18 protein-coding genes are annotated in these 22,059 nt (G+C 46.2%); 1 reads left to right on the forward strand and 17 read right to left on the reverse strand.

Annotation, left to right across the window (positions count from 1 at the left end; all coding sequences use genetic code 11):
• Positions 1–141: 141 nt before the first annotated feature.
• A complete protein-coding gene (gene secA, locus ICN46_RS02770; RefSeq protein ID WP_216204274.1) occupies positions 142–2,907 on the reverse strand; it encodes a preprotein translocase subunit SecA in 2,766 nt (921 codons plus the stop codon).
• 54 nt (positions 2,908–2,961) lie between these two features.
• Here secA and ICN46_RS02775 point away from each other — a divergent pair, with 54 nt between their 5' ends.
• Positions 2,962–3,462 carry a hypothetical protein gene (locus ICN46_RS02775; RefSeq protein WP_216204275.1) on the forward strand — a complete coding sequence of 167 codons (501 nt, stop codon included), beginning with the start codon at positions 2,962–2,964 and terminating at the stop codon, positions 3,460–3,462.
• Between the two features lie 15 nt (positions 3,463–3,477).
• Here ICN46_RS02775 and lpxC read toward each other — a convergent pair whose 3' ends face one another.
• The 16 genes from lpxC to rsmH form a co-directional block, all read right to left on the reverse strand.
• Positions 3,478–4,392 carry a UDP-3-O-acyl-N-acetylglucosamine deacetylase gene (lpxC, locus tag ICN46_RS02780; RefSeq protein WP_216204276.1) on the reverse strand — a complete coding sequence of 305 codons (915 nt, stop codon included), beginning with the start codon at positions 4,390–4,392 and terminating at the stop codon, positions 3,478–3,480.
• Between the two features lie 23 nt (positions 4,393–4,415).
• Positions 4,416–4,916, reverse strand: coding sequence for a peroxiredoxin (locus tag ICN46_RS02785; protein ID WP_216204277.1), 501 nt, complete (start codon positions 4,914–4,916; stop codon positions 4,416–4,418).
• 113 nt (positions 4,917–5,029) lie between these two features.
• Positions 5,030–6,370 (reverse strand): cell division protein FtsZ, encoded by a 1,341-nt coding sequence (ftsZ, locus tag ICN46_RS02790; RefSeq protein ID WP_216204278.1) that lies wholly within the window; start codon positions 6,368–6,370, stop codon positions 5,030–5,032.
• Positions 6,371–6,419: 49 nt separating this feature from the next.
• Positions 6,420–7,649 (reverse strand): cell division protein FtsA, encoded by a 1,230-nt coding sequence (gene ftsA, locus ICN46_RS02795; protein WP_216204279.1) that lies wholly within the window; start codon positions 7,647–7,649, stop codon positions 6,420–6,422.
• Positions 7,646–8,512, reverse strand: a complete 867-nt coding sequence (locus ICN46_RS02800; protein WP_216204280.1) for a cell division protein FtsQ/DivIB — start codon at positions 8,510–8,512, stop codon at positions 7,646–7,648. Before ICN46_RS02800 ends, ftsA begins: the two co-directional genes overlap by 4 nt.
• Before the next feature lies 1 nt (position 8,513).
• Positions 8,514–9,512, reverse strand: a complete 999-nt coding sequence (locus ICN46_RS02805; protein WP_216204283.1) for a D-alanine--D-alanine ligase — start codon at positions 9,510–9,512, stop codon at positions 8,514–8,516.
• Complete coding sequence (gene murC, locus ICN46_RS02810) at positions 9,505–10,941, reverse strand: UDP-N-acetylmuramate--L-alanine ligase (RefSeq protein WP_216204285.1); 1,437 nt, start codon at positions 10,939–10,941, stop codon at positions 9,505–9,507. The genes ICN46_RS02805 and murC overlap by 8 nt, the downstream gene beginning before the upstream one ends.
• The gene (murG, locus tag ICN46_RS02815; RefSeq protein ID WP_216204286.1) at positions 10,938–12,011 is read right to left on the reverse strand and encodes an undecaprenyldiphospho-muramoylpentapeptide beta-N-acetylglucosaminyltransferase; all 1,074 of its coding nucleotides are present in this window, start codon (positions 12,009–12,011) and stop codon (positions 10,938–10,940) included. The genes murC and murG overlap by 4 nt, the downstream gene beginning before the upstream one ends.
• Positions 12,008–13,279 carry a putative lipid II flippase FtsW gene (ftsW, locus tag ICN46_RS02820; protein ID WP_216204287.1) on the reverse strand — a complete coding sequence of 424 codons (1,272 nt, stop codon included), beginning with the start codon at positions 13,277–13,279 and terminating at the stop codon, positions 12,008–12,010. The genes murG and ftsW overlap by 4 nt, the downstream gene beginning before the upstream one ends.
• Positions 13,276–14,898, reverse strand: coding sequence for a UDP-N-acetylmuramoyl-L-alanine--D-glutamate ligase (gene murD, locus ICN46_RS02825; protein ID WP_216204289.1), 1,623 nt, complete (start codon positions 14,896–14,898; stop codon positions 13,276–13,278). The genes ftsW and murD overlap by 4 nt, the downstream gene beginning before the upstream one ends.
• A 14-nt stretch (positions 14,899–14,912) precedes the next feature.
• Entirely contained in the window at positions 14,913–16,082 is a 1,170-nt protein-coding gene (gene mraY, locus ICN46_RS02830) for a phospho-N-acetylmuramoyl-pentapeptide-transferase (RefSeq protein ID WP_216204291.1), read from the reverse strand.
• Positions 16,073–17,518, reverse strand: coding sequence for a UDP-N-acetylmuramoyl-tripeptide--D-alanyl-D-alanine ligase (locus ICN46_RS02835; protein WP_255538710.1), 1,446 nt, complete (start codon positions 17,516–17,518; stop codon positions 16,073–16,075). Before ICN46_RS02835 ends, mraY begins: the two co-directional genes overlap by 10 nt.
• A complete protein-coding gene (locus ICN46_RS02840; protein ID WP_255538711.1) occupies positions 17,518–19,056 on the reverse strand; it encodes a UDP-N-acetylmuramoyl-L-alanyl-D-glutamate--2,6-diaminopimelate ligase in 1,539 nt (512 codons plus the stop codon). Before ICN46_RS02840 ends, ICN46_RS02835 begins: the two co-directional genes overlap by 1 nt.
• 8 nt (positions 19,057–19,064) lie before the next feature.
• Positions 19,065–20,786 (reverse strand): peptidoglycan D,D-transpeptidase FtsI family protein, encoded by a 1,722-nt coding sequence (locus tag ICN46_RS02845; protein ID WP_216204679.1) that lies wholly within the window; start codon positions 20,784–20,786, stop codon positions 19,065–19,067.
• A 47-nt stretch (positions 20,787–20,833) separates the two neighbouring features.
• On the reverse strand, positions 20,834–21,100 hold the full coding sequence (gene ftsL / locus ICN46_RS02850; RefSeq protein WP_216204295.1) for a cell division protein FtsL: 267 nt from the start codon (positions 21,098–21,100) through the stop codon (positions 20,834–20,836).
• A complete protein-coding gene (rsmH, locus tag ICN46_RS02855; protein WP_216204297.1) occupies positions 21,097–22,047 on the reverse strand; it encodes a 16S rRNA (cytosine(1402)-N(4))-methyltransferase RsmH in 951 nt (316 codons plus the stop codon). Before rsmH ends, ftsL begins: the two co-directional genes overlap by 4 nt.
• Between the last annotated feature and the right edge of the window lie 12 nt (positions 22,048–22,059).

Here is a 22,059-nt window from a genome sequence, read left to right on the forward strand (position 1 = left end):
CCTTGATATTGTTCTTGCTCTAGATCATGACAGATTTAAATTAAATACGCATGAACTTGCATTTAGGGGTTTCACTAAAGAAAACGACCTAGAAAAATCTAGGTCGTTTTTAATTTAATGCGGCGCAGCAATTATTTGAGGCTAACTTAAAGCACCACAACAGTTTTTATATTTCTTACCACTGCCGCAGGTACATGGATCATTGCGACCAATCTTTGGGCCGGAACGAAGTGGTGCAGGAGTAATGGCAATATCTGAACCACCATCACCTGTAGATCCTGCAATATCCTGAACGGGATCAGCATGTTGATATTGAATATCAGACAGTTTGGCAAGATCTTCATTCATCGCTACAGAGGCTTCATCTAACTCACTTGCGCTACGGATCTGTACAGTCATAATGCTTTTCACAACATCATTCTTGATGACATTTAATAACTCACCATATAGCTCAAATGCCTCACGACGATATTCTTGTTTTGGATCTTTTTGAGCATAACCACGCAAATGAATACCTTGGCGCAAATGATCTAATGCGGCCAAATGCTCACGCCAATGACTATCTAGGCTATACAACAGAACGGAGCGCTCAAACCCAGCAAACGAGTCTCGTCCCGATAACTCCACCTTCGCATCGTAGCTTTCTTTTGCAGTCTGCAGAACACGCTCAACAATTTCTGCATCATCTACAGATGCAGCCCCCTCGACCCAGCCTTTGAGATCAATAGTCAAACTCCAATCGCTAGCCAGTGCATTTTCTAGGCCGGCCAAATCCCACTGTTCCTCCATAGATTCCGCAGGAACATAGTAGGAACAAATAGTGCGCAGAACATCTTCACGTAAGTTGGCAATTAAATCGCCAATATCTTGACTCTCTAAGACTTCATTTCTTAGGCGATACGTTTCTTTGCGTTGATCATTGGCAACGTCGTCGTATTCCAGTAACTGCTTACGAATATCAAAGTTACGGCCCTCAACCTTGCGCTGGGCAGACTCGATAGAGCGTGTCACCATACCAGCTTCGATAGGTTCACCATCGGGCATCTTAAGACGCTCCATAACAGCACGTAAACGATCGCCCGCAAAAATACGGAGCAACGGATCATCTAAAGACAGATAGAAACGAGATGAGCCTGGATCGCCTTGACGACCGGAACGACCTCTTAATTGGTTATCAATACGGCGACTCTCGTGTCGCTCGGTGCCGATAATATGTAAACCACCAGCAGTCAACACTTGATCATGAATACTCTGCCATTCGTCTTGCAAAGTTTTAATCTTGCTAGCTTTATCTACATCTGAAATTGCTTCGTCAGCCTCTATCAAAGAAGACTGCTTGCCAACGTTTCCACCCAGCACGATGTCTGTTCCACGACCAGCCATATTAGTGGCAATCGTGATCATTTTTGGTCGACCTGCTTGTGCGATGATTTCTGCTTCGCGTGCATGTTGCTTTGCATTCAACACTTGATGTGGCAACTGTCGCTTATCAAGGAGGTTAGCAATAAGCTCTGAGTTTTCAATCGAGGTTGTACCAACCAATACTGGCTGACCGCGCTGATAGCAATCTTCAATATCCTTGATCACGGCATCATAGCGCTCACGAGAAGACTTATAAATCTGATCTTGCTTGTCTTTTCTTTGGCTAATACGATTTGGAGGTATGACTACCGTTTCAAGGTTATAAATTTCCTTAAACTCATATGCCTCAGTATCAGCCGTACCCGTCATACCCGCCAGCTTGCCGTACATGCGGAAATAATTCTGAAAGGTAATAGTTGCTAAAGTTTGGTTCTCATTCTGAATCGGAACACCCTCTTTAGCTTCAACCGCTTGATGTAATCCGTCCGACCAACGACGACCCTGCATAAGTCGACCAGTGAACTCATCAACAATGATGACTTCTTTGTTTTGCACAACATACTGTTGATCGCGATGATACAAAGTGTGCGCTCGTAATGCAGCGTAGACATGGTGCATCAAGGTAATATTTTGCGGGGCGTATAAAGAGTCGCCATCATTTAGGGCGCCCAACTGTACCAACACAGTCTCAGCTTTGTCATGACCTTGCTCGGTCAAATACACCTGCTGTGATTTTTCATCGACCCAATAATCTCCGGCCTTGATAACTCCAGTGCCATCAGATTTTTCTTCGCCAATCTGCAATTCTAAATAAGAAGGCAGTGCATTGATCTTAATGTAGAGATCAGTATGATCTTCTGCCTGTCCAGAAATAATTAAAGGTGTGCGAGCTTCGTCGATCAAAATCGAGTCAACCTCGTCAACGATGGCATAAGCTAGGCCGCGCTGTACTCGCTGACCTAAATCCTGCACCATGTTATCGCGTAGATAATCAAAACCGAACTCGTTATTGGTACCGTAGGTGATATCAGCGGCATATGCTTCTTGCTTGGTTGTGTGATCCATCTGAGACAGGTTCACGCCAACTTTCATGCCGAGGAAGTTATATAGCTTAGACATCCACTCAGCATCACGTTGAGCCAAGTAATCATTCACGGTAACAACATGGACACCTTTACCCGTTAAGGCATTTAAATATACGGGAAGCGTTGCTGTCAGCGTCTTACCTTCACCGGTACCCATTTCGGCAATTTTGCCTTGGTGCAAAGCAAGACCACCCATAATCTGTGCGTCGAAATGGCGCATCTTCATTACTCGCGTGCTTGCTTCGCGCACCACCGCAAAAGCTTCGGGCGCAATATCATCAAGCGACTCGCCAGCATTCAAGCGCGACTTGAATTGCACGGTCCTAGCTTGAAGGGCGGCATCATCCAAAGTCTGCAGGCTAGCTTCAAAAGCATTGACCTTGGCAACGACTTTGCGATACTGTTTTAAGAGGCGGTCGTTACGACTGCCGACCAGGGTTTTAAGAAGACCGATTACCATGGGATATTGAAGAAAATTAAGTCCTTGAGTTTATCACCCGTACCCTCTTTTTTTATGAACTTTGCCCCCAAACCCTCCCGCAGTAAAGTAGCCCATGAATGGGCGGATTACCTGCGGGACTCCGAAGGGCTGGGCGGCATTCTAGCCAAGACAGAAGATTTGGCTAAGCTGAAAACAAGCCTCAGTCTGGCATTAAATGAGCTGGAATTAGGTCATTTGGCGGCTAAAATTGATGTGGGGTGGCGCACTAATGCTCCAAATGAGCTATTTTTACTGGTCAACAATGCCAGCATTGCCAATCGGCTTCAGCAAATTTTACCTAGTCTAATCAATGAGTTATCTAAAAAAGGTTATGCTTGCAGCGCGATTAAAGTGCGCCTAAAACCAGCCCCACCAAACTGGGAAGTAAAACCTAGGGATGCTGAAAAAATAAGCAGGCCGCGTGGCTTTAATCAGGTTGCAAGAAGTTCTTGGGAGGGTCTACTGGATAAATTAGCGCCCGATTCTGACTTGCGCAAAGCAGTCGAGCGGCTACTTCAAGGCAAATCTAATTAGCTATAAAGAGCCGCCTTAGAAAAAGAGGGGCTGACTTTCTTGAGAATAAGCCTGCGGAGCTTTATTTTCAGTAAAAGAGGTGATTTCGTAAGAACTAGGGTCTTCCAATAACTTACGCAGAAGCGCATTATTTAAAGCATGGCCCGATTTCAAAGCAACATATGCCCCAACAATTGGATGCCCAACCAAATAAAGATCGCCAATAGCATCTAGGATTTTGTGGCGCACGAATTCATCCTCGTAGCGCAATTCTTCATTATTAAGAATGCGGTGCTCGTCCAACACAATAGCATTGTCTAAACTTCCGCCTCGGGCTAAACCCATTTCTCGCAATGCCTCAACTTCGTGAGCAAAACCAAAAGTGCGAGCGCGCCCAATTTCACTTCGATAAGCATGCTCAGCAAAATCGACAACAAAACGTTGGCCAGTTTTATCCACTGCAGGGTGCTTAAAATCGATTGTGAAATCCAACTTAAAACCAAAGAATGGTTCGAGACGCGCAAGCTTATCGTCTTCACGGACTTCAATTGGCTTTTTAATTACAAGGAATTTTCGTGGCTCGTCTTGCTCGGTAATGCCAGCAGACTCGATCAAAAATAAAAATGAGGCGGCACTACCATCCATGATGGGAACTTCTTCACCATCAAGCTCAATCAACAAGTTATCAAGACCTAAGCCTGCGCAAGCTGAGAGCAAATGTTCAACGGTCGATATACGAACACCATCTTTTTGAATCACTGAAGCTAAGCGAGTGTCACATACAGCCAGAGCAGTGGCCGGTACGACCGATTGCTCTGGAGTATCTACGCGGACAAACTGTACCCCTGAATTTACCGGTGCAGGCTTGATCGAGATCGTTACCTTGCGCCCTGAATGCAAGCCAATCCCAACAGTTTTCACTGGAGTTGAGATTGTGCGTTGCTTCATCATCAGCTTATAAATTCAGAAAGTAATTAAAGCTTTTTCAAAATAGAAGCAGCATCACTTACTTCAAACTTACCTGGAGCTTCGCGGTCTAAAGTCTTAACTACACCGTCTTCTACAATCATGGCATAGCGGTCTGAACGAACTCCCAAACCGCGGGCAACCAAATCAAGTTCTAGGCCTAGCTTTTTAGTGAACTCGCCACTACCATCACCTAACATACGAATCTTCTTGCCGACTTTTTGATCGCGTCCCCAAGCGCCCATAACAAATGGGTCATTCACAGAAACACACCAAATTTCATCAACACCTTTAGCTTTGATTGCATCAAAGTGTTCGACATAACTTGGCACATGCTTTGCAGAGCAAGTTGGCGTAAATGCGCCAGGCAATGCAAAGATTACAATTTTCTTACCAGCAACTTCTTTTTCAACTTCAAAAGCATTTGGCCCGATAGCGCAACCTTCAGTCGCTTCGTCGTAAAACTCGTAGAGAGTGGCATTTGGTAATTTTTGTCCGACTGCAATCATGGGATCTCCAATGAAATAGTTGTTTGAAAGTATGCCAACGCTAGCGCGGGATTCGTCGTCCGGAGGGGCGCCGCGCTGGCATTTCGCAACTATCTATTGTATTGAGCAGTTTATTAATCTGCTTGCTTACGTAAAAAGGCTGGAATTTCGTAGTAATCAGCCCCTTTATCCAACATGGTCTTTGCCTGTGGGGAACTATCCGCACCCAATGTAGGGATAGGAGAAGCCTCACGAGAACTACGGAACACTCTAGGCAAATCATATTGGCTGTAATCAACACTACTTGACGCTGACTGAGCTGCCAATGAAGGCATACCGCCCGATCCAGTTAAGGCCAAGCCTGCGCTGGCGCTTAATGCTGAGTCCATCCCAGCCTTACTCATTGCAGCGGAAGGGCTCGCTGGAGCAAAGCTGTTGAGATCAGCCATGGTTGGCATTGCATCATGCGTACCTGTTGCTTGCCTCCAAACCACTTCTGGCTGACTGTTTTGGCGAGACTGCGGATTATTCAAGCCAGTTGCAACAACAGTAACTCGCAAAGCATCACCCAAGCTATCGTCATAAACCGTACCGAAAATGACGGTCGCATCATCTGCGGCATAACCACGGATTGCAGCCATCACTTCACGAGTTTCTGACAATTTCAATGAGCGACTTGCGGTAATGTTTACCAGCACACCACGCGCTCCAGAAAGATCAACGCCCTCAAGCAATGGAGAAGCAACTGCAGCTTCAGCAGCGAGGCGCGCACGATCCATACCAGAAACAGTTGCCGTTCCCATCATGGCCTTACCTTGCTCGCCCATCACAGTCTTCACGTCCTCAAAGTCGACGTTAATTAAACCCTGCACATTAATAATTTCTGCAATACCAGACACTGCATTGTGTAAAACATCATCAGCACAGGCAAATGCTTTATCAAACTCAGCATCTTCGCCCATAACTTCAAATAGTTTTTCATTCAAAACGACGATCAAAGAATCAACATAACTCTCTAACTCGGCAGCACCATTTTCAGCAACCTTCAAGCGCTTTACGCCTTCAAAATCAAACGGCTTACTAATAACACCCACCGTCAAAATACCCATTTCTTTTGCAACTTGAGCGACGATTGGAGCGGCTCCAGTTCCGGTTCCACCACCCATACCTGCAGTAATAAATACCATGTGTGCACCTTGCAAAGTATCTGCAATACGAGCACGAGCCTCTTCTGCGGAGGCCGCACCGATTTCTGGCTTGGCACCAGCACCCAGTCCGCTAGAACCTAGTTGCAAATTCACAGATGCCTCAGAGCGCTGTAAGGCGCCAGCATCGGTGTTCATGCAAATAAACTCTACGCCGTTTACACCGCGACGAATCATATGCTGGACAGCATTGCCACCAGCGCCACCGACTCCCACCACTTTAATGATGGTTTTCCCGGCTGTTTCTTGATCTAACATTTCAAATTCCATATACCCTCCTAGGTAAAAAACGGACTACATTGACGACGACGATAAAAATTTAAAAATTTCCTGCAAACCATTCCTTCATACGTGATACCACCCCTTGAAAAGGGCCAGATTGGGACACGCGACGGCCACGCAATAACTGCGCCTGACCTTCCATCAACAAACCAATGCCGGTTGAAAATCTTGGGCTGCGCAATACTTCATGCAAATGACCGCGGTACTCAGGAGTGCCAATGCGCGCGGGACGTAAAAAGACCTGCTCTGCAAGCTCAACCATTCCTGGCATCAAGGCTGTGCCTCCAGTCAATACGATTCCTGAGGAAACCATGTCTTCATATCCAGAATCACGCACAACCCCTCTAACGAGAGTGAAAAGCTCCTCAACACGGGGCTCGATGACTGCAGAGAGAGCCTGCTTAGACATTGGACGCGGCTCACGATCACCAACTCCCGGCACATCAATCATGGCCGCTGGATCCGCCATATCTTGACGTGCAATCCCATATTGAATTTTCAAGTCTTCCGCATCAATTGTTGGAGTGCGCAATGCCATAGCAATGTCATTGGTGATTTGATCACCCGCAATTGGGATAACAGCAGTATGGCGAATAGATCCTTGGCAATAAATAGCAATATCGGTTGTTCCCCCGCCAATATCTACCAGCACAACGCCAAGCTCTTTTTCATCTTCAGTTAATACGGCAAGACTTGATGCTAATGGCTGCAAGATCAAATCATTGACCTCAAGCCCACAACGACGCACGCATTTCACAATGTTTTGTGCGGCACTAACAGCACCAGTAACGATGTGCACCTTAACCTCAAGTCGTAACCCACTCATGCCAATAGGCTCACGCACATCTTCTTGGCCGTCGATGATGAATTCCTGAACCAGGATATGCAAAATTTGTTGGTCAGTCGGAATGTTGATTGCCTTCGCAGTTTCTAGCACGCGCTCAACATCGCCGGCACTCACCTCCTTATCTCGGATGGCGACCATGCCACTAGAGTTAAAGCTCACAATGTGATTACCTGCGATGCCAGTAAATACTTGAGCGATTTGACGATCAGCCATCACTTCGGCCTCTTCCAGCGCTTTCTGAATCGACTGAACTGTGGCCTCAATATTGACAACAACACCCTTCTTTAAGCCCTTAGACGCAGTTTGTCCCACACCAACAACATTAAATTGCCCATCTGCGGCTAATTCAGCGACCAAGGCCACTACTTTGGAGGTGCCAATATCTAATCCTACTAATAAATCGCGGTTGTCTTTACTCATTGCTTGCGCTCACTTTTTTTATCTTCAACTTCATTTTTTTTAATGCTTGCAGAGGCGAGATGAACTGCAAATCCATTGGCATAACGCAAGTCAATTGCATCAACCCTGTTAGCCCACTTTTCTTGAACCTGTGGCCAGTATTTAAAGAGGCGTGAAACACGCTCCTCCGTTAGCGTCTTATCGGAACTTTCTTCATCACGACCAAATTCCAATTTCATGCCATTGGAAAGCTTCACTTGCCAGGCATATCGGTCTGAGAGTGTTAAGCTCGTCACATCAGCATTCCACGGCTTAAACCAAGCGTTCGCTTTTTCATAAAGCCCCATCACCTCTTTACCAGCATCCTCAGGCCCATTGAAATCTAACAAGCGGATATCGTCTGGCACGTCTGCCACGCGCCCACTAAAAATTTCACCATGGTTATTCATGAGCTTCTGACTATCTACACCACCCCAGGTAGCAAATGCTTTTTGCTCTTCGATACTGATAACCAGGCCATTTGGCCAAACACGCCGCACATTCGCATGACGTACCCAAGGCATAGATTCAAAGCCACGCTTCACATCCTCTAATCTGACGCTAAAGAAATTGCCTTGAACAGTTTCTAAAACCTGCTGTTTAACAATAGGCTTATTAATATGTTTCAAGGTTTGCCCTGTAACTGGCTCAATCACCACCTGACGCAAGCTAAATACCGGGCGCTGACTCAACCAAACCAAGACTCCAATCAACATCATGATGGCAAAACAGCGCATCAAAAAACGACTTACCTTCTGCATGCGGTCGGAATGATTCCATAGTGGAGCCATAACAAAGGCACAAGATTCGCCAAACCAGACCAAGATCGCGTTTATGGTTTTCATGCTATGCGCCGACCTTTTTAATAAGCGTTTGACTTAATAGCCAAAGCACTAAATCCGCATACTCAATGCCGGCAGCTTTTGCTGCCATAGGCACTAAAGAATGGGAGGTCATCCCTGGTGAGGTGTTCATTTCGAGAAGATAGGGTTTGCCTGTTTTCTGATCCAACATCACATCGGCTCGCCCCCACGTACTGCAACCAAGAGCGCGATAAGCTGCTAATGCTAAATTCTGAACAGCTTCATTTACCTCATCAGCTAAGCCAGTTGGACATAAGTACCGTGTCTCATCGGAGAAGTACTTATTGTGAAAATCATAATTTGCTTGCGGTGGAATAATTTTAATGACGGGTAATGCCTCAGCATTTGCACCTTCTCCAACCAATGGACAAGTCAACTCGTCGCCAATAATGCAAGTCTCGGCAATAACCTTCTTGTCTAGTCCAGCCGCAAGTTGATAGGCGGCAGGTAACTCATCGACGGATTTCACTTTTGTTAAGCCGAGCGAAGATCCTTCATTAGCAGGCTTCACAATCAGTGGTAGGCCCAAGTGACCGACTACCGACTTCCAATCACTATTAGCTGTAAGTTCTTCAAACTCAGGCGTTGATAAACCATTACTTAACCAAATTTGCTTGGTTGCAATTTTATCTATAGACAACGCTGAAGCCAATACACCGCTACCGGTATAGGGAATATTTAATAATTCCAGTAGACCCTGAATCGTGCCATCTTCGCCATAACGACCATGCAAAGAAATAAAGACTCGATTAAATTTTTCTTTAACTAGCTCAGTTGGGCAACGCAAGCCTGGATCAAATGCATGTGCATCCACTCCTTTTTTAAGGAGCGCATCCAAAACGCCGCTACCTGACATCAAGGAAATCTCACGCTCACCAGAGCGACCACCGAATAAAATACCCACCCGACCAAGCGATTGAATGTCCAGCTTGGCTAGATCAGCCTTGACGCGCTCACCCCATGAATTTATAAGCTTAGGCATTTTTAACCTCTGCCAAGGTATGGGGTAATGCCGATATAGAACCAGCCCCCATCGTAATTAATACATCACCATCTCGCAGGAGTTGGTTTAGCTTTTCTGGCATCTCATCGACGTTAGCCGCAAAAGCGACATCAGCAGACTTCAACAGGGCTGCAATATTTTTATCTTCTGTAATAGCTGCTTTGAGCAAACTCTTACCATCGGCACCTGGAATTTTCGCCTCACCAGCCGGATAAACCTCAGTCAACACTACGGCGTCAAAATTTTTCAAGACTTGGACAAATTCACCAAAGCAGTCTCTTGTTCTAGTAAAACGATGTGGCTGAAATGCTAATACAAGACGGCGTCCAGGATAGGCGCCGCGAGCGGCAGCTAATGTAGCGGCCATCTCAACAGGATGGTGGCCATAATCATCGATTAGTGTGTAATGCCCACCGGATACCAGAGGAATCTCTCCATAGCGCTGGAAGCGGCGACCAACACCACCAAACTCAGATAGGGCTTTCATAATGGCTTGATCACTTACACCCAATTCTGTTGCAATCCCGATGGCAGCAAGTGCATTACGCACATTGTGCAGGCCTGGTAAATTCAGCTCGATCTGAAGCGGCCCTGGTTTGCTGCCATGTCTGCGTATGGTACGACGATCCACCGTGAAATGCATGCGCGTTCCAACTGCCATTACATTGCTCGCACGAATATCTGCATCGTCCGAAGTTCCATATCGCAATACCGGCTGAGATACGAAAGGAATAATGTCGCGTACATTGGCATCATCAACACATAAAACTGCTACACCGTAAAACGGCATACGCTGAATAAACTCTACAAAAGCCTGCTTTAAACGCGCCATATCATGCTGATAAGTATCCATATGATCAGCATCAATATTGGTCACTACTTCCATCGCAGGGAACAACTGCAAGAAAGATGCATCAGACTCATCAGCCTCAACCACGATGAAGTCACCCTGCCCTAAGCGAGCATTAGCTCCAGCCGAATTGAGTTTTCCACCAATCACAAAAGTAGGATCTAGAGCGCCTTCGGCTAACACCGAAGCCACCAAACTAGTCGTAGTAGTCTTACCATGCGTGCCTGCAATCGCAATGCCTTGTTTCAAGCGCATTAACTCACCGAGCATCACTGCACGCTGAATCACTGGAATCTTTGCCGCACGCGCAGCTAAGACTTCGGGGTTATTACCCGCTACGGCTGTTGAAATTACCACTGCCTCTGCTGTGCCGATATTTTTTGGATCATGGCCAATATGAATGACTGCGCCTAATTCTTTTAAGCGCTTGGTAGCAATACTGTCCGCCAAATCCGATCCAGAAACTTGGTACCCTAAATTTAGCAATACTTCAGCAATGCCACTCATACCAGCACCGCCAATACCTACAAAATGAATTTGCTGAACAATATGCTTCATCGACCGACCCCCGCACAATCCGCACAGATCTCTGCTACTCGTTGAGTGGCAGATGGCTTAGCTAGTGCATGCGCCCGTTCAGCCATGAGTTTTAGATCTTCACGACTAAAGTTTTGCACCATCAATGCTAAGTCCTGCGCATTCAGATTTTTCTGTGGCAACAAAACAGCCGCATTCACTTCAGATAGAAACTTTGCATTTGCAGTTTGATGATCATCAATCGCATGCGGGAATGGAATCAAACAAGAGGCAACACCACATGCTGCTAATTCAGAAATCGTCATTGCGCCCGAGCGACAAATCACCAAATCTGCTTGAGCATAAGCGCTAGGCATATCGTCAATAAATGGGCGTATATCAGCTACCACATCTAAATCTGCATAACGTCTTTGAAGGTCAGAAAAATGCTTATCACCGGATTGATGAATAACGCTAGGCCTCGACTCTTTAGGGATTAAAGCGATTGCTGCGGGAATAATGTCATTCAAGGCTGACGCACCCAAACTTCCGCCCACCACCAAAATAGATAAGTTGCCCTGACGCTGCTCATATCTCTGCGTTGGTGCAGCCAGATGATCAAACTCCTCACGAATCGGGTTACCCACCCACTCAGCACCTAGCATCGTGTTTGGGAAGCCTGTCAATGTCCGCATAGCAATCTTGGTCAATGCCCGATTAGCACTGCCAGCTACTGAGTTAGACTCATGTAGCACTAATGGGCGCCCCAGTATTTTGGTTACCAGACCACCGGGGAAGGTAATGTAACCACCCATACCCAAAATCACGCTAGGCTTAATGCGACGCATGATCTTCCAGCTCTGAATCCCAGCCCGCAATAAGTTAAAAGGCAGCATGAATTTGGCTTTCATGCCTTTGCCACGCAAGCCACCAAACTCTACAGCCTCAAATGGAAAATCACAGGCATTCACTAGGCGATATTCCATGCCAGATTTATTGCCAAGCCAAGAAACCTTCCAGCCACAAATCCGCAAATATTCAGCAACAGCCAAGCCTGGAAAGATATGTCCGCCAGTTCCACCCGCCATCACCAGAATTGAGGGTTGCGTCATAACTTCCCTCCGCGCATCAAAACGCGATTCTCATAATCAATACGCAATAACATTGCGATCGCAATGGCATTCATCAAAATTCCAGAGCCACCATAGCTCACTAGCGGAAGCGTTAAACCCTTAGTTGGTAAGAGGCCAAGATTTACACCCATATTGATGAATGATTGCCAGCCAATCCAGATCGCAACACCCTTGGCTGCTAAACCAGCAAAGCTTCGATCCAACTGCAAAGCGGTGCGGCCAATCATGAATGCGCGGCGCACTACCCAGTAGAACAAGAAGAGCATGACAACAACACCAAAGAAACCCAGTTCCTCACCTATCACAGCCAAAATAAAGTCGGTATGGGCCTCAGGTAAGTAATGCAATTTTTCAACACTGCCGCCTAGTCCAGTACCAAACCATTCACCACGACCAAAGGCCATGAGGGAATGTGTCAATTGATAACCTTTATTCGCAGCATTCTCAGCTTGCCATGGATCCATAAATGCCATCATTCTTCCGCGACGAAAGGGTGATAAAGCAATAATGGTTGAGGCACTCAATAAACCAACAACAATGAGGCCCCCAAATAATTTTGCATTAATCCCCCCCAAAAATAGAATCCCAAAGGCAATTAAAGCAACTACGATAAAGGCGCCCATATCAGGCTCGAGCATTAAAAGTCCACCAACTAACGCAACCGCAATACCCATTGGCAGCATGCCCTTCACAAACGAATGGAGATACTCCTGGCGCTGCACGGTATAGGTAGCAGCAAAAATAACTGCTGCAAATTTCATTAATTCAGATGGCTGAAAATTCATTAGACCTAGAGGGATCCAACGTTTTGCACCATTTACGCCCTTGCCTATCCCAGGAATTAATACGGCAATTAAAAGCAAAACAGTGAAGCCAAAAATAATCGGTGAATAACGATCCCAAACTTTAGTGGGAATCTTAAATGCCCAAAATCCAACGCCAATGGCAATGGCTAAAGAAATCACATGACGTATTAAGAAGTGATTACTACTATAACTAGCGTACTTAGGGCCATCGGCCAAAGTAATTGAAGCGGAATACACCATCACCAAACCAATCAACGCTAGAGACAAAACCGCCCAAACCAATAGCTGGTCATATTCCATCATGCGTGAACGTGTTTGCTCAACACCTGACACGGCATCTCTTAAGCCGCTACGAAAGTTATCAATACCACCTCTAGAAAAATTCCAAAAGCGATTAAAGCCCAAGCGATTTTCTGGAAACAGTTTTTCTCTTAAACTCATACTTGAGCTCCATCAAACTGCATTTCTAGTTCTTGAACTTCGGCAACAAAAGCTTCGGCGCGCGCAACGTAATTGCTGTACTGATCTAAGCTTGCACAAGCGGGTGATAACAACACAATATCCCCAGATTGCGCTTGTTTGGCGACTTCTTGGACCGCATTTGGCAGCGTTTCGCTCATGATGCAAGGAATGTCTGAGCCTAAACTACTGGCAATTATTTGAGCATCTTTACCAATTAAAAATACACCCTTGACATAGCGTAAAGCAGGCTCACGTAAGGGACTAAAATCTTGACCCTTACCTTCTCCGCCCGCAATTAACCAAATGCGCTTTCCTGAGTCACTATTCCCCAAGCCATTTAACGCAGCAACTGTGGCGCCCACATTAGTCCCCTTGCTATCGTCAACGTATTCAACATCAGCAACGATGGCAATGCTTTGCACACGATGTGGCTCACCATGGTAATCCCGCAACCCGTGAAGCAAGACATTCATCGGCAATCCCGCAGACCTCGCTAGCGCTAGTGCTGCAAGGGCATTCAAGGCATTGTGCCGACCCCGAATTCGTAATGCATCGGCCGGGATTAAACGCTTAAGCCGTAATGCCTCGACCTCAACAGTCAAGGACGATTTACGACGACGCTTTGGCTGTGGCTCAATATCCTCATCTACTTCCGCCCACACTAACCAGTCAATTCCACCAGCACGCAAGTCATGCTCAATTCCAAAGGTGCCTTGCTCATCGGGGCGACCGGACCCAAACGTAATTATGTTGCTTACTGATTTTTGTTCGTCGCTGATAAGCCCCATTACCAAAGGATCATCACGATTCAGGATGCGAGTTGTATCAGCGCTAAATATTCTAGATTTTGCATCTACATAAGCCTGCATATCGCCGTGCCAATCCAAATGATCTTGCGTAATATTTAGTACTGCAGCTGCTGAAGCCTTCAAAGTATGGGTGTAAACCAACTGAAAACTGGAGAGCTCTAACACCCAGATATCTGGCATATCTGAAATCTGGTCCACCCGCTCCAAGCAAGAAACCAATTTCTCTAATGCGGCCGGGCTAATGTTGCCAGCTACTGCGACTTTCTTGCCCGCACGCTCACATAGCTGACCAGTCAAAGCTGTAGTAGTAGTCTTACCATTAGTACCAGTAATCGCTAGAATGCTCGGTTTATATTGCACCCCATCAGATTGCGACATGCGCTCCATCGCAGCAACTGCTCTTGCAAAGAACTCAATCTCACTCCAGAGATCAACTTTAGAATCCTGAGCTTTGATTAAAAATGATTGCACTGGTTCTTGCAATGGCGAAAGCCCAGGACTAATGCCAATAACATCTACACCCTTTAGGAGATCATCATCTAGCGAGCCAAAGTGTGAATTCTTTAGGCCGGCAAACTCCAACTCACTAAGCCATGCTTTTTGACGTTCACTCAAATGATCAGCGTCACGAGTATCGGCAAGGCAAACAGATACTCCATTTCGTAGACACCACTTGGCCATTGCAAAGCCAGACTCACCAAGCCCCAGAATCAAAAAATTCTGTGGAGCTTGATAAGCCTCATCTGCGAGCAGTTCTGGATTTGCGAAGGCGTTATTTAAATTCTGCATTTTTATACTTTGGCTCACCGTAATTTGAGACTAGACAAGCCAATTAAGACCAACAAAATGGTGATGATCCAGAAACGAACAACCACCTGCGTTTCTCTCCAGCCACCCAACTCAAAATGATGGTGCAATGGCGCCATACGAAAAATACGGCGCCCCACCCCATAGCGCTTTTTGGTGAACTTAAACCAAAAAACCTGCAACATCACTGAAAATGTTTCTGCAACAAAAATTCCACCCATCACAAATAAAACAATTTCCTGTCGCACAATGACCGCAATGGTTCCTAGTGCGCCGCCCAAAGCGAGCGCGCCCACATCACCCATAAATACCTGAGCTGGATGCGTGTTGTACCAAAGAAAAGCTAAACCAGCACCACCCATAGCTCCGCAGAAAATCATTAATTCGCCAGCGCCAGGAATATAAGGGAAGAGTAAATATTTGGCGTAAATTGCATTACCCATCACATACGCAAATGCGCCAAGCGCAGCACCAACCAAGATGACCGGCATGATGACCAAGCCATCTAGACCATCGGTTAGATTGACAGCATTACTACTGCCAACAATTACTAAGTAACTCAAGATAATGAAACCCAAAACACCCAGCGGATAACTAATTTCTTTAACAAATGGAATTAGTAGATTTGACTTGGCGGGAAGATTTAAAGCAAACCCGCTACTGAGCCAATCAAAAAATAATTGCAGCACTTTTAGGTTACTTACTTCAGAAACGGAGAATGCCAGATATATAGCGGCAAACAAGCCAATTAAGGTTTGCCATAAGAACTTCTCACGGGACGCCATACCCTTAGGGTCCTTGCGTGCAACCTTACGGTAATCGTCTACCCAGCCGACCATGCCAAAACCAAAGGTAACAATCATCACAATCCAAATAAATCGATTGCTCAAGTCTGCCCACAGCATGCAAGAAACAAAAATGCCAATCAGAATCAATACACCACCCATCGTTGGGGTGCCAGATTTCACCAAATGAGTTTGTGGGCCATCAGTGCGAACTGCCTGACCCATCTTTAAAGTAGTTAATTTACGAATCACCCAAGGTCCTGCTGCAAGTCCAATCAATAGAGCCGTCACGGTTGCCATCACTGCTCTAAAGGTAATGTAGTTAAACACCCTAAAAAAACCAAAGTCATCCTGTAGCCACTGAGCCAATATTAAGAGCATGCTTTTGCCTCCTCTAACAAGGCTTGAACTACACGCTCCATACGCATAAAACGCGAACCCTTCACCAAAATATTTAAATGCTTATCACTAGAGCGCTGTGATCGAAGATCATTTACTAATCTTGTATTCAACACATCCACATCAGAAAAATGTTCTGCCACTGAGGAAAGATTTAGCTTTTGCTTCATTTCTTCAAAGCCTTGAACGGCAAGCTTGCACTGCTCGCCAATGGAAAATAGCTTAGAAATTCCTTGCTCAGCAGCATAGACACCAACCTCATGATGAAAGGCGGCGCCTTGATCTCCGACTTCGCCCATATCGCCAAGCACCAGCCAAGCAGTTTTGCCGGATTGCTTTAAAGCATCAATCGCAGCTATTACGGAATCTGGATTGGCGTTGTAACTATCATCAATCAGTGTGTGATTACCATCCAGGTTTTTAGCTTGCATACGGCCATTTACGGGGTCAAAAGACTCAAGCCCCTCTTTGACTTTTTCCAAGTTCACACCAGCGGCTAAAGCTACAGCGCTAGCTGCTAAGGCGTTGCGCACATTATGATTACCTAAGGTTTTTAATTGAACCTCGATTACACCCTGTGTAGTCTTAATTTCTACATGGCCATTACCAAGCAAGCTACCCCGCACTCCTGCCGTTTGATGATTCTGATTGGGGGTCAAGACAAAATCAATAATCTTGCGACTTGCTGCAGCCTTACGCCACAGCCCTGCGAATTCAGAATCAGCCGGGAAGACTGCCACCCCATCTTGAGGTAAAGCGCGCAGGGCATCTGCATGCTCTTCAGCTACTGCAGCAACGGTTGCCATGAACTCCTGATGTTCACGTTGCGCATTATTGATGAGCGCAATGTTAGCCCCCGCTACATCCGCTAACTGTGCCGTTTCTCCCGGGTGGTTCATGCCTAATTCAATCACCGCCAAGCGATCACTAGGTCGTAATCGCAATAACGTCAGCGGAAGGCCAATTTCATTATTGAGATTACCCTTAGTGACCAAGGCGCAATCCTCCCCGACTGCCGCCCTAAAGATTGAGGCAATCATTTCTTTAACAGTCGTTTTGCCATTACTTCCAGTAACCAGCGCTAGAGGAATGGAGTGCTGCATGCGCCATGCTTTGGCCAAAGCACTAAGGCCAATGCGAGTGTCAGTCACACAGACAGCCGCTAAATTTTCAGGGCATTTCTCCTGCTGACTAACGAGTGCCGCGCTAGCTCCCGCACTCGCAACATCTTGCAAAAAATCGTGGGCGTCAAAACGCTCCCCAGATAGAGCAATAAATAGTTCGCCCGCGGCAATCTGACGACTATTACTGCCCACTCCTGAAATATTTATTTGCTGCGCATCAGCCTCTGAAGTATTAATCAGTCTGCTACCCGGTAACATGGCTTGGATTTGTGCAAGATTAGTCATCACTAGCATCAAATAATTCCTCCGGCCGCCAGAAGAATATGTTCTTGATCTGAGAAATCAAATTTTTTGCCTTTAATTTCTTGGGAAGACTCATGGCCTTTACCTGCGACCAATACAACGTCAGCAATTTCAGCGTGGCGAACTGCAGCCATAATGGCCGCAGCCCGATCGGAGATCGCCTGAATATTTTTCGCCTCAGCATTCATGCCAGATAAGATCATGGCAATGATGGCATCTGACTCCTCTGATCTTGGGTTATCACTAGTGAGCACAATATGGTCTGCGTTCTGCTGCGCAACCTTGCCCATTTGGGGCCGCTTGCCGGCATCACGATCGCCGCCACACCCAAATACGCACCAAATTTTTCCGCCACGTGCATTTGCAATCGGGCGCAAAGCTAACAATGCTTTCTCTAATGCATCTGGAGTGTGTGCATAGTCAACTACTACTACCGGTCCTTCAGCCTTTTGGGTTTTGTTCAGCGAAATTAATTCCATGCGGCCGATAACTGGTCGCAATAGACTTAAGCGTTTACTAGCCTGTTCGCTTGTGATGCCCTGAGTTAGTAAGGTCGCCCAAACAGCCAAGCAATTACTTAAATTAAATTCTCCGATTACTGGTATATGGACCACATGCTGTCCAAGCTCCTCACAAACAAATATAGCGTCGTAACCAGTACCAGTTAATACAGTATCTTTGGCGTAAATACGTTTCAGACGATCGCCAAACTTTTCAAAACTTCTGAATGCGTCCTGGGTTAGGGCATACGCCCACACCTTCACTCCATTTTGAGCAACTAATTTCATCGCAAGTTCACGACCAAATGCATCATCTAAATTGACAACCGCATGTTCTAAGCCAGATTGAAAAAAAAGCTTTGCTTTTATGTCGGCATAATTGGCCATACTGCCGTGATAATCAAGATGATCTTGACTTAGATTAGTAAATACAGCGCAATTAAATTCAAGGCCAGCAACCCGACCTTGCTCTAATGCATGAGATGAGACCTCCATTGCAATATATTTAGCACCTTCATCCAAAAACGCTTTGAGTTGCGATTGCAAACGTGGTGCATCTGGAGTGGTATATCCCGTTTGTATCAAAGCCTCAGGAAAACCTGAGCCTAGTGTTCCTAAAACGGCTGCGCGACTAGCGGCATGATCTAGCGCTTGCGCTAGCCATTGAGTAACAGTAGTCTTGCCATTAGTGCCAGTCACACCAATGACTTTTAATTTCTTGCTTGGAAAGCCATACCACTGTGCGCACAATAGTCCAGCTTGCTGCGCCAAATTCTCAACAGCATAAAATTTTGTGTTATCAAGATATTCATCACTCATGCCCGCCGGATCGTAGACTACTGCTCCCGCACCATTTTGCAGTGCAGCTGAAATATATTCGCGCCCGTCACGCAGTGCTTTGCCATGACCAACAGAGTAAGCAAAAAAAATATCGCCATTCTGAACATGACGGCTATCAGCGGTCACTTTGGCTGACGAGTTAAGCAAGCCATGCAAATGGTTTATTAAGTTAGCGGGTTTTATATTCATCGCCACGCTCATCTTTTTAAAGCCACATGTTGTGCTTGCGCACTATTAGATCGAACTTCAGAAGGGCTGCTATCTTCTAAAACTGCCTGCTTCATGTTGCTGTCTGGAAGCACATTCAAAGTACGCAAAGTCTCGCTGACAATGGCTGAGAATACGGGTGCCGCCACATCACCGCCATAGTAACTACCACCTGTAGGCTCATCGATCATGACTGCTACCGAAATACGTGGCGCGCTAATAGGAGCTATGCCTGCAAAGTAAGCGAGGTACCGGTTGCCATAAGTCTTACCAACAAGTTTATGAGCTGTCCCTGTTTTGCCGCCGACGCGATAGCCATCTGCCTGAGCTTTTACTGCGGTACCGCCCGGTAGCGTGACCGTCTCCAGCATTTGACGCATCTCAATCGCCGTTTTCGCGGAAATAATTCTAGTGCCTGGTTTAAATTCTGGGCTACGCTCAATAGTTAATGGCACCAATTCGCCATCACGCGCAAAAATAGTATAGGCACGAGCCACTTGAAATAATGAGCCTGAGAGTCCGTAACCAAATGCAACGCGAGCCTGATCGCTCGGGACCCAGTTTTTAAAGGGGTGTAAGGTACCAGCCACCGCTCCAGGAAAGCCAATCTTTGGTGCCTGCCCAAAACCAACGGCGGTATACATATCCCACATTTCTTCCGGGGATAAGTAATTCATCGCAATTTTGGCGGCGCCAATGTTGCTCGATTTCTGAATCACCTGAGCGATCGTTAGGGTGCCATTGGGATGTGTATCGGTAATCGGCTTCTTGCCAACCAAATAACTAGCGCCAATTGCCATTGATGTATTCGGAGTGATGGCACCTTTCTCTAACGCTGCTGATACTGTAAAGGGTTTAATAGTTGAACCAGGCTCAAACATATCAGTTAGCACGCGATTACGTAGTTGCTCACCGATTAGACCGCGGCGATCATTTGGGTTGTAACTTGGATAGTTAGCCAAGGCTAAAATTTCACCCGTTTGCGTATCCAGGACTACTGCACCTCCAGCTTTGGCATGGTGCTGCTCAACCGCATTTTTCACGGCGTTATATGCCAAATACTGAATTTTGCTATCAATAGAGAGCTGCAGGTCTTTACCATTTTGTGGAAACTGCTCAATTGCCACATCCTCAACAACTCGGCCCAACCGGTCGACCACAACACGACGCTGTCCAGGATGTCCGGCCAGGTCTTTTTCTCTAGAAAGTTCCATGCCTTCTTGGCCACGGTCCTCAACATTTGTAAAACCAACAACGTGAGCCATCGCTTCACCCTCTGGGTAAAAACGACGGTACTCATTATTTAATCCAATGCCTGGAATTTCTAATTTTTTAATCTGTTGAGCAACCTCTGGGTCAACCTGGCGTTTTAAAAAAATCTGCTTACGTTCTTCTTTTAATTTTTTACGCAAATCATGCTCACTCATCTGCAAAAGACTAGCCAGCTTCTGAACTTTTTCTGCAGATAAATCATCTGGAACGGTATCGTTATAAGCAATCACGGACTTTGCTTCCAGACTCGTGGCGATGACTTGGCCGTTACGATCTAAAATTTTTCCACGGCTAGCTGGTAACTCAAGCTCCCGTTGTGTGCCACGTACAGCCTTAGCTTCATAAAATGCATTTCCTGGACCCTGAATCCAGAAAGCGCGAATTAACAACAAAGTAAATACAAAAAATAAAAGGAATAGCATCAATCGCGACCGCCACATTGGCAGGCGCAATACTAAATTTGGGGTAGTAGAAAATCCTACCGGCCTCACTTAGCCTCCTTTAGGTACAAAGTACGCTCAGGAGAAATTGGCACCATGCGCAACTGATTGCGCGCTACATCGCGGATACGAGCCGACTTTGACAGATTGCGCTGCTCATACTCCAAGCGTAACCAATCTTGATTTAATTTGTACTCTTCTATTTGTGCTCGTTCAAGCGCTACAAATAATTTTCGCGCACGTTGCTGCGCAGCTACTAGAGATAGCGCACATACCAACAGCAAAGACAATAAGGTCAAAGTCGCCCGATTCATGCAAGTGCCACCAAACGTTTTTCTGCAATACGCATAATGGCTGAACGAGCACGCGGATTCTCACTCACTTCTTCACTACTTGGCTTAACCCGACCAATAATTTCTAAGGCACTTTGCGGTAAATCTTTTTCACGCACCGGAAGTCCGCGTGGCACTTCTACTTTTGCATGGGACTGTAAAAATTGCTTCACAATCCGATCCTCTAGGGAGTGAAAGCTAATAACCGCCAATCTTGCGCCTGGTTTTAATAATCTCAATGCCGCTTTAAGACCTAACTCCAAATCTTCAAGCTCACGATTAATGAAAATTCTGAGCGCTTGAAAAGTTCTTGTAGCTGGATCTTGTCCGGCCTCTCTCGTGCGCACAACACTCGCAACTAAGCTCGCTAACTGCAAAGTTGTTTTTGGCGATAAACCTTCCTCGCGTTTTGCCACGATAGCTTTAGCGATCTGAAATGCAAAACGCTCTTCCCCGTAAGTCTTAATCACTCTAGTGATTTCCTCCTGAGACGCTTGCTCCAACCATTCTGCCGCTGTCAAACCATGATCGGTATCCATCCGCATATCGAGCGGACCATCTCGGCGAAAAGAAAATCCCCGATGAGCCTCGTCTACCTGCGGAGAGCTGATACCCAAGTCCAACAAAATGCCATCGACCGACTCCGGTTCCGCATACTGATCCATCTGCGCAAAACTGTTGTGCACAATCGTTAGACGCGGATCTTTGATGGCATTGCCAACTGCGATCGCATCCAAATCCTTGTCGAATGAAAGCATTCGCGCATTCGAACCCAACTCTTTGAGCAATGCTTGCGTATGGCCACCACGGCCAAAAGTTCCATCGATCAATAGAATTTTTTTTGACGAGTCTGAGTCTTGAATGAGCGGACTGCTGATCAGCGCCGTCACCGCCTCGGCCAGTAATACTGGGCGATGAGTTATGTTCATGGCACCCTGTCA

It is taken from the genome of Polynucleobacter sp. Latsch14-2, assembly GCF_018881925.1.
Lineage (GTDB): Bacteria > Pseudomonadota > Gammaproteobacteria > Burkholderiales > Burkholderiaceae > Polynucleobacter.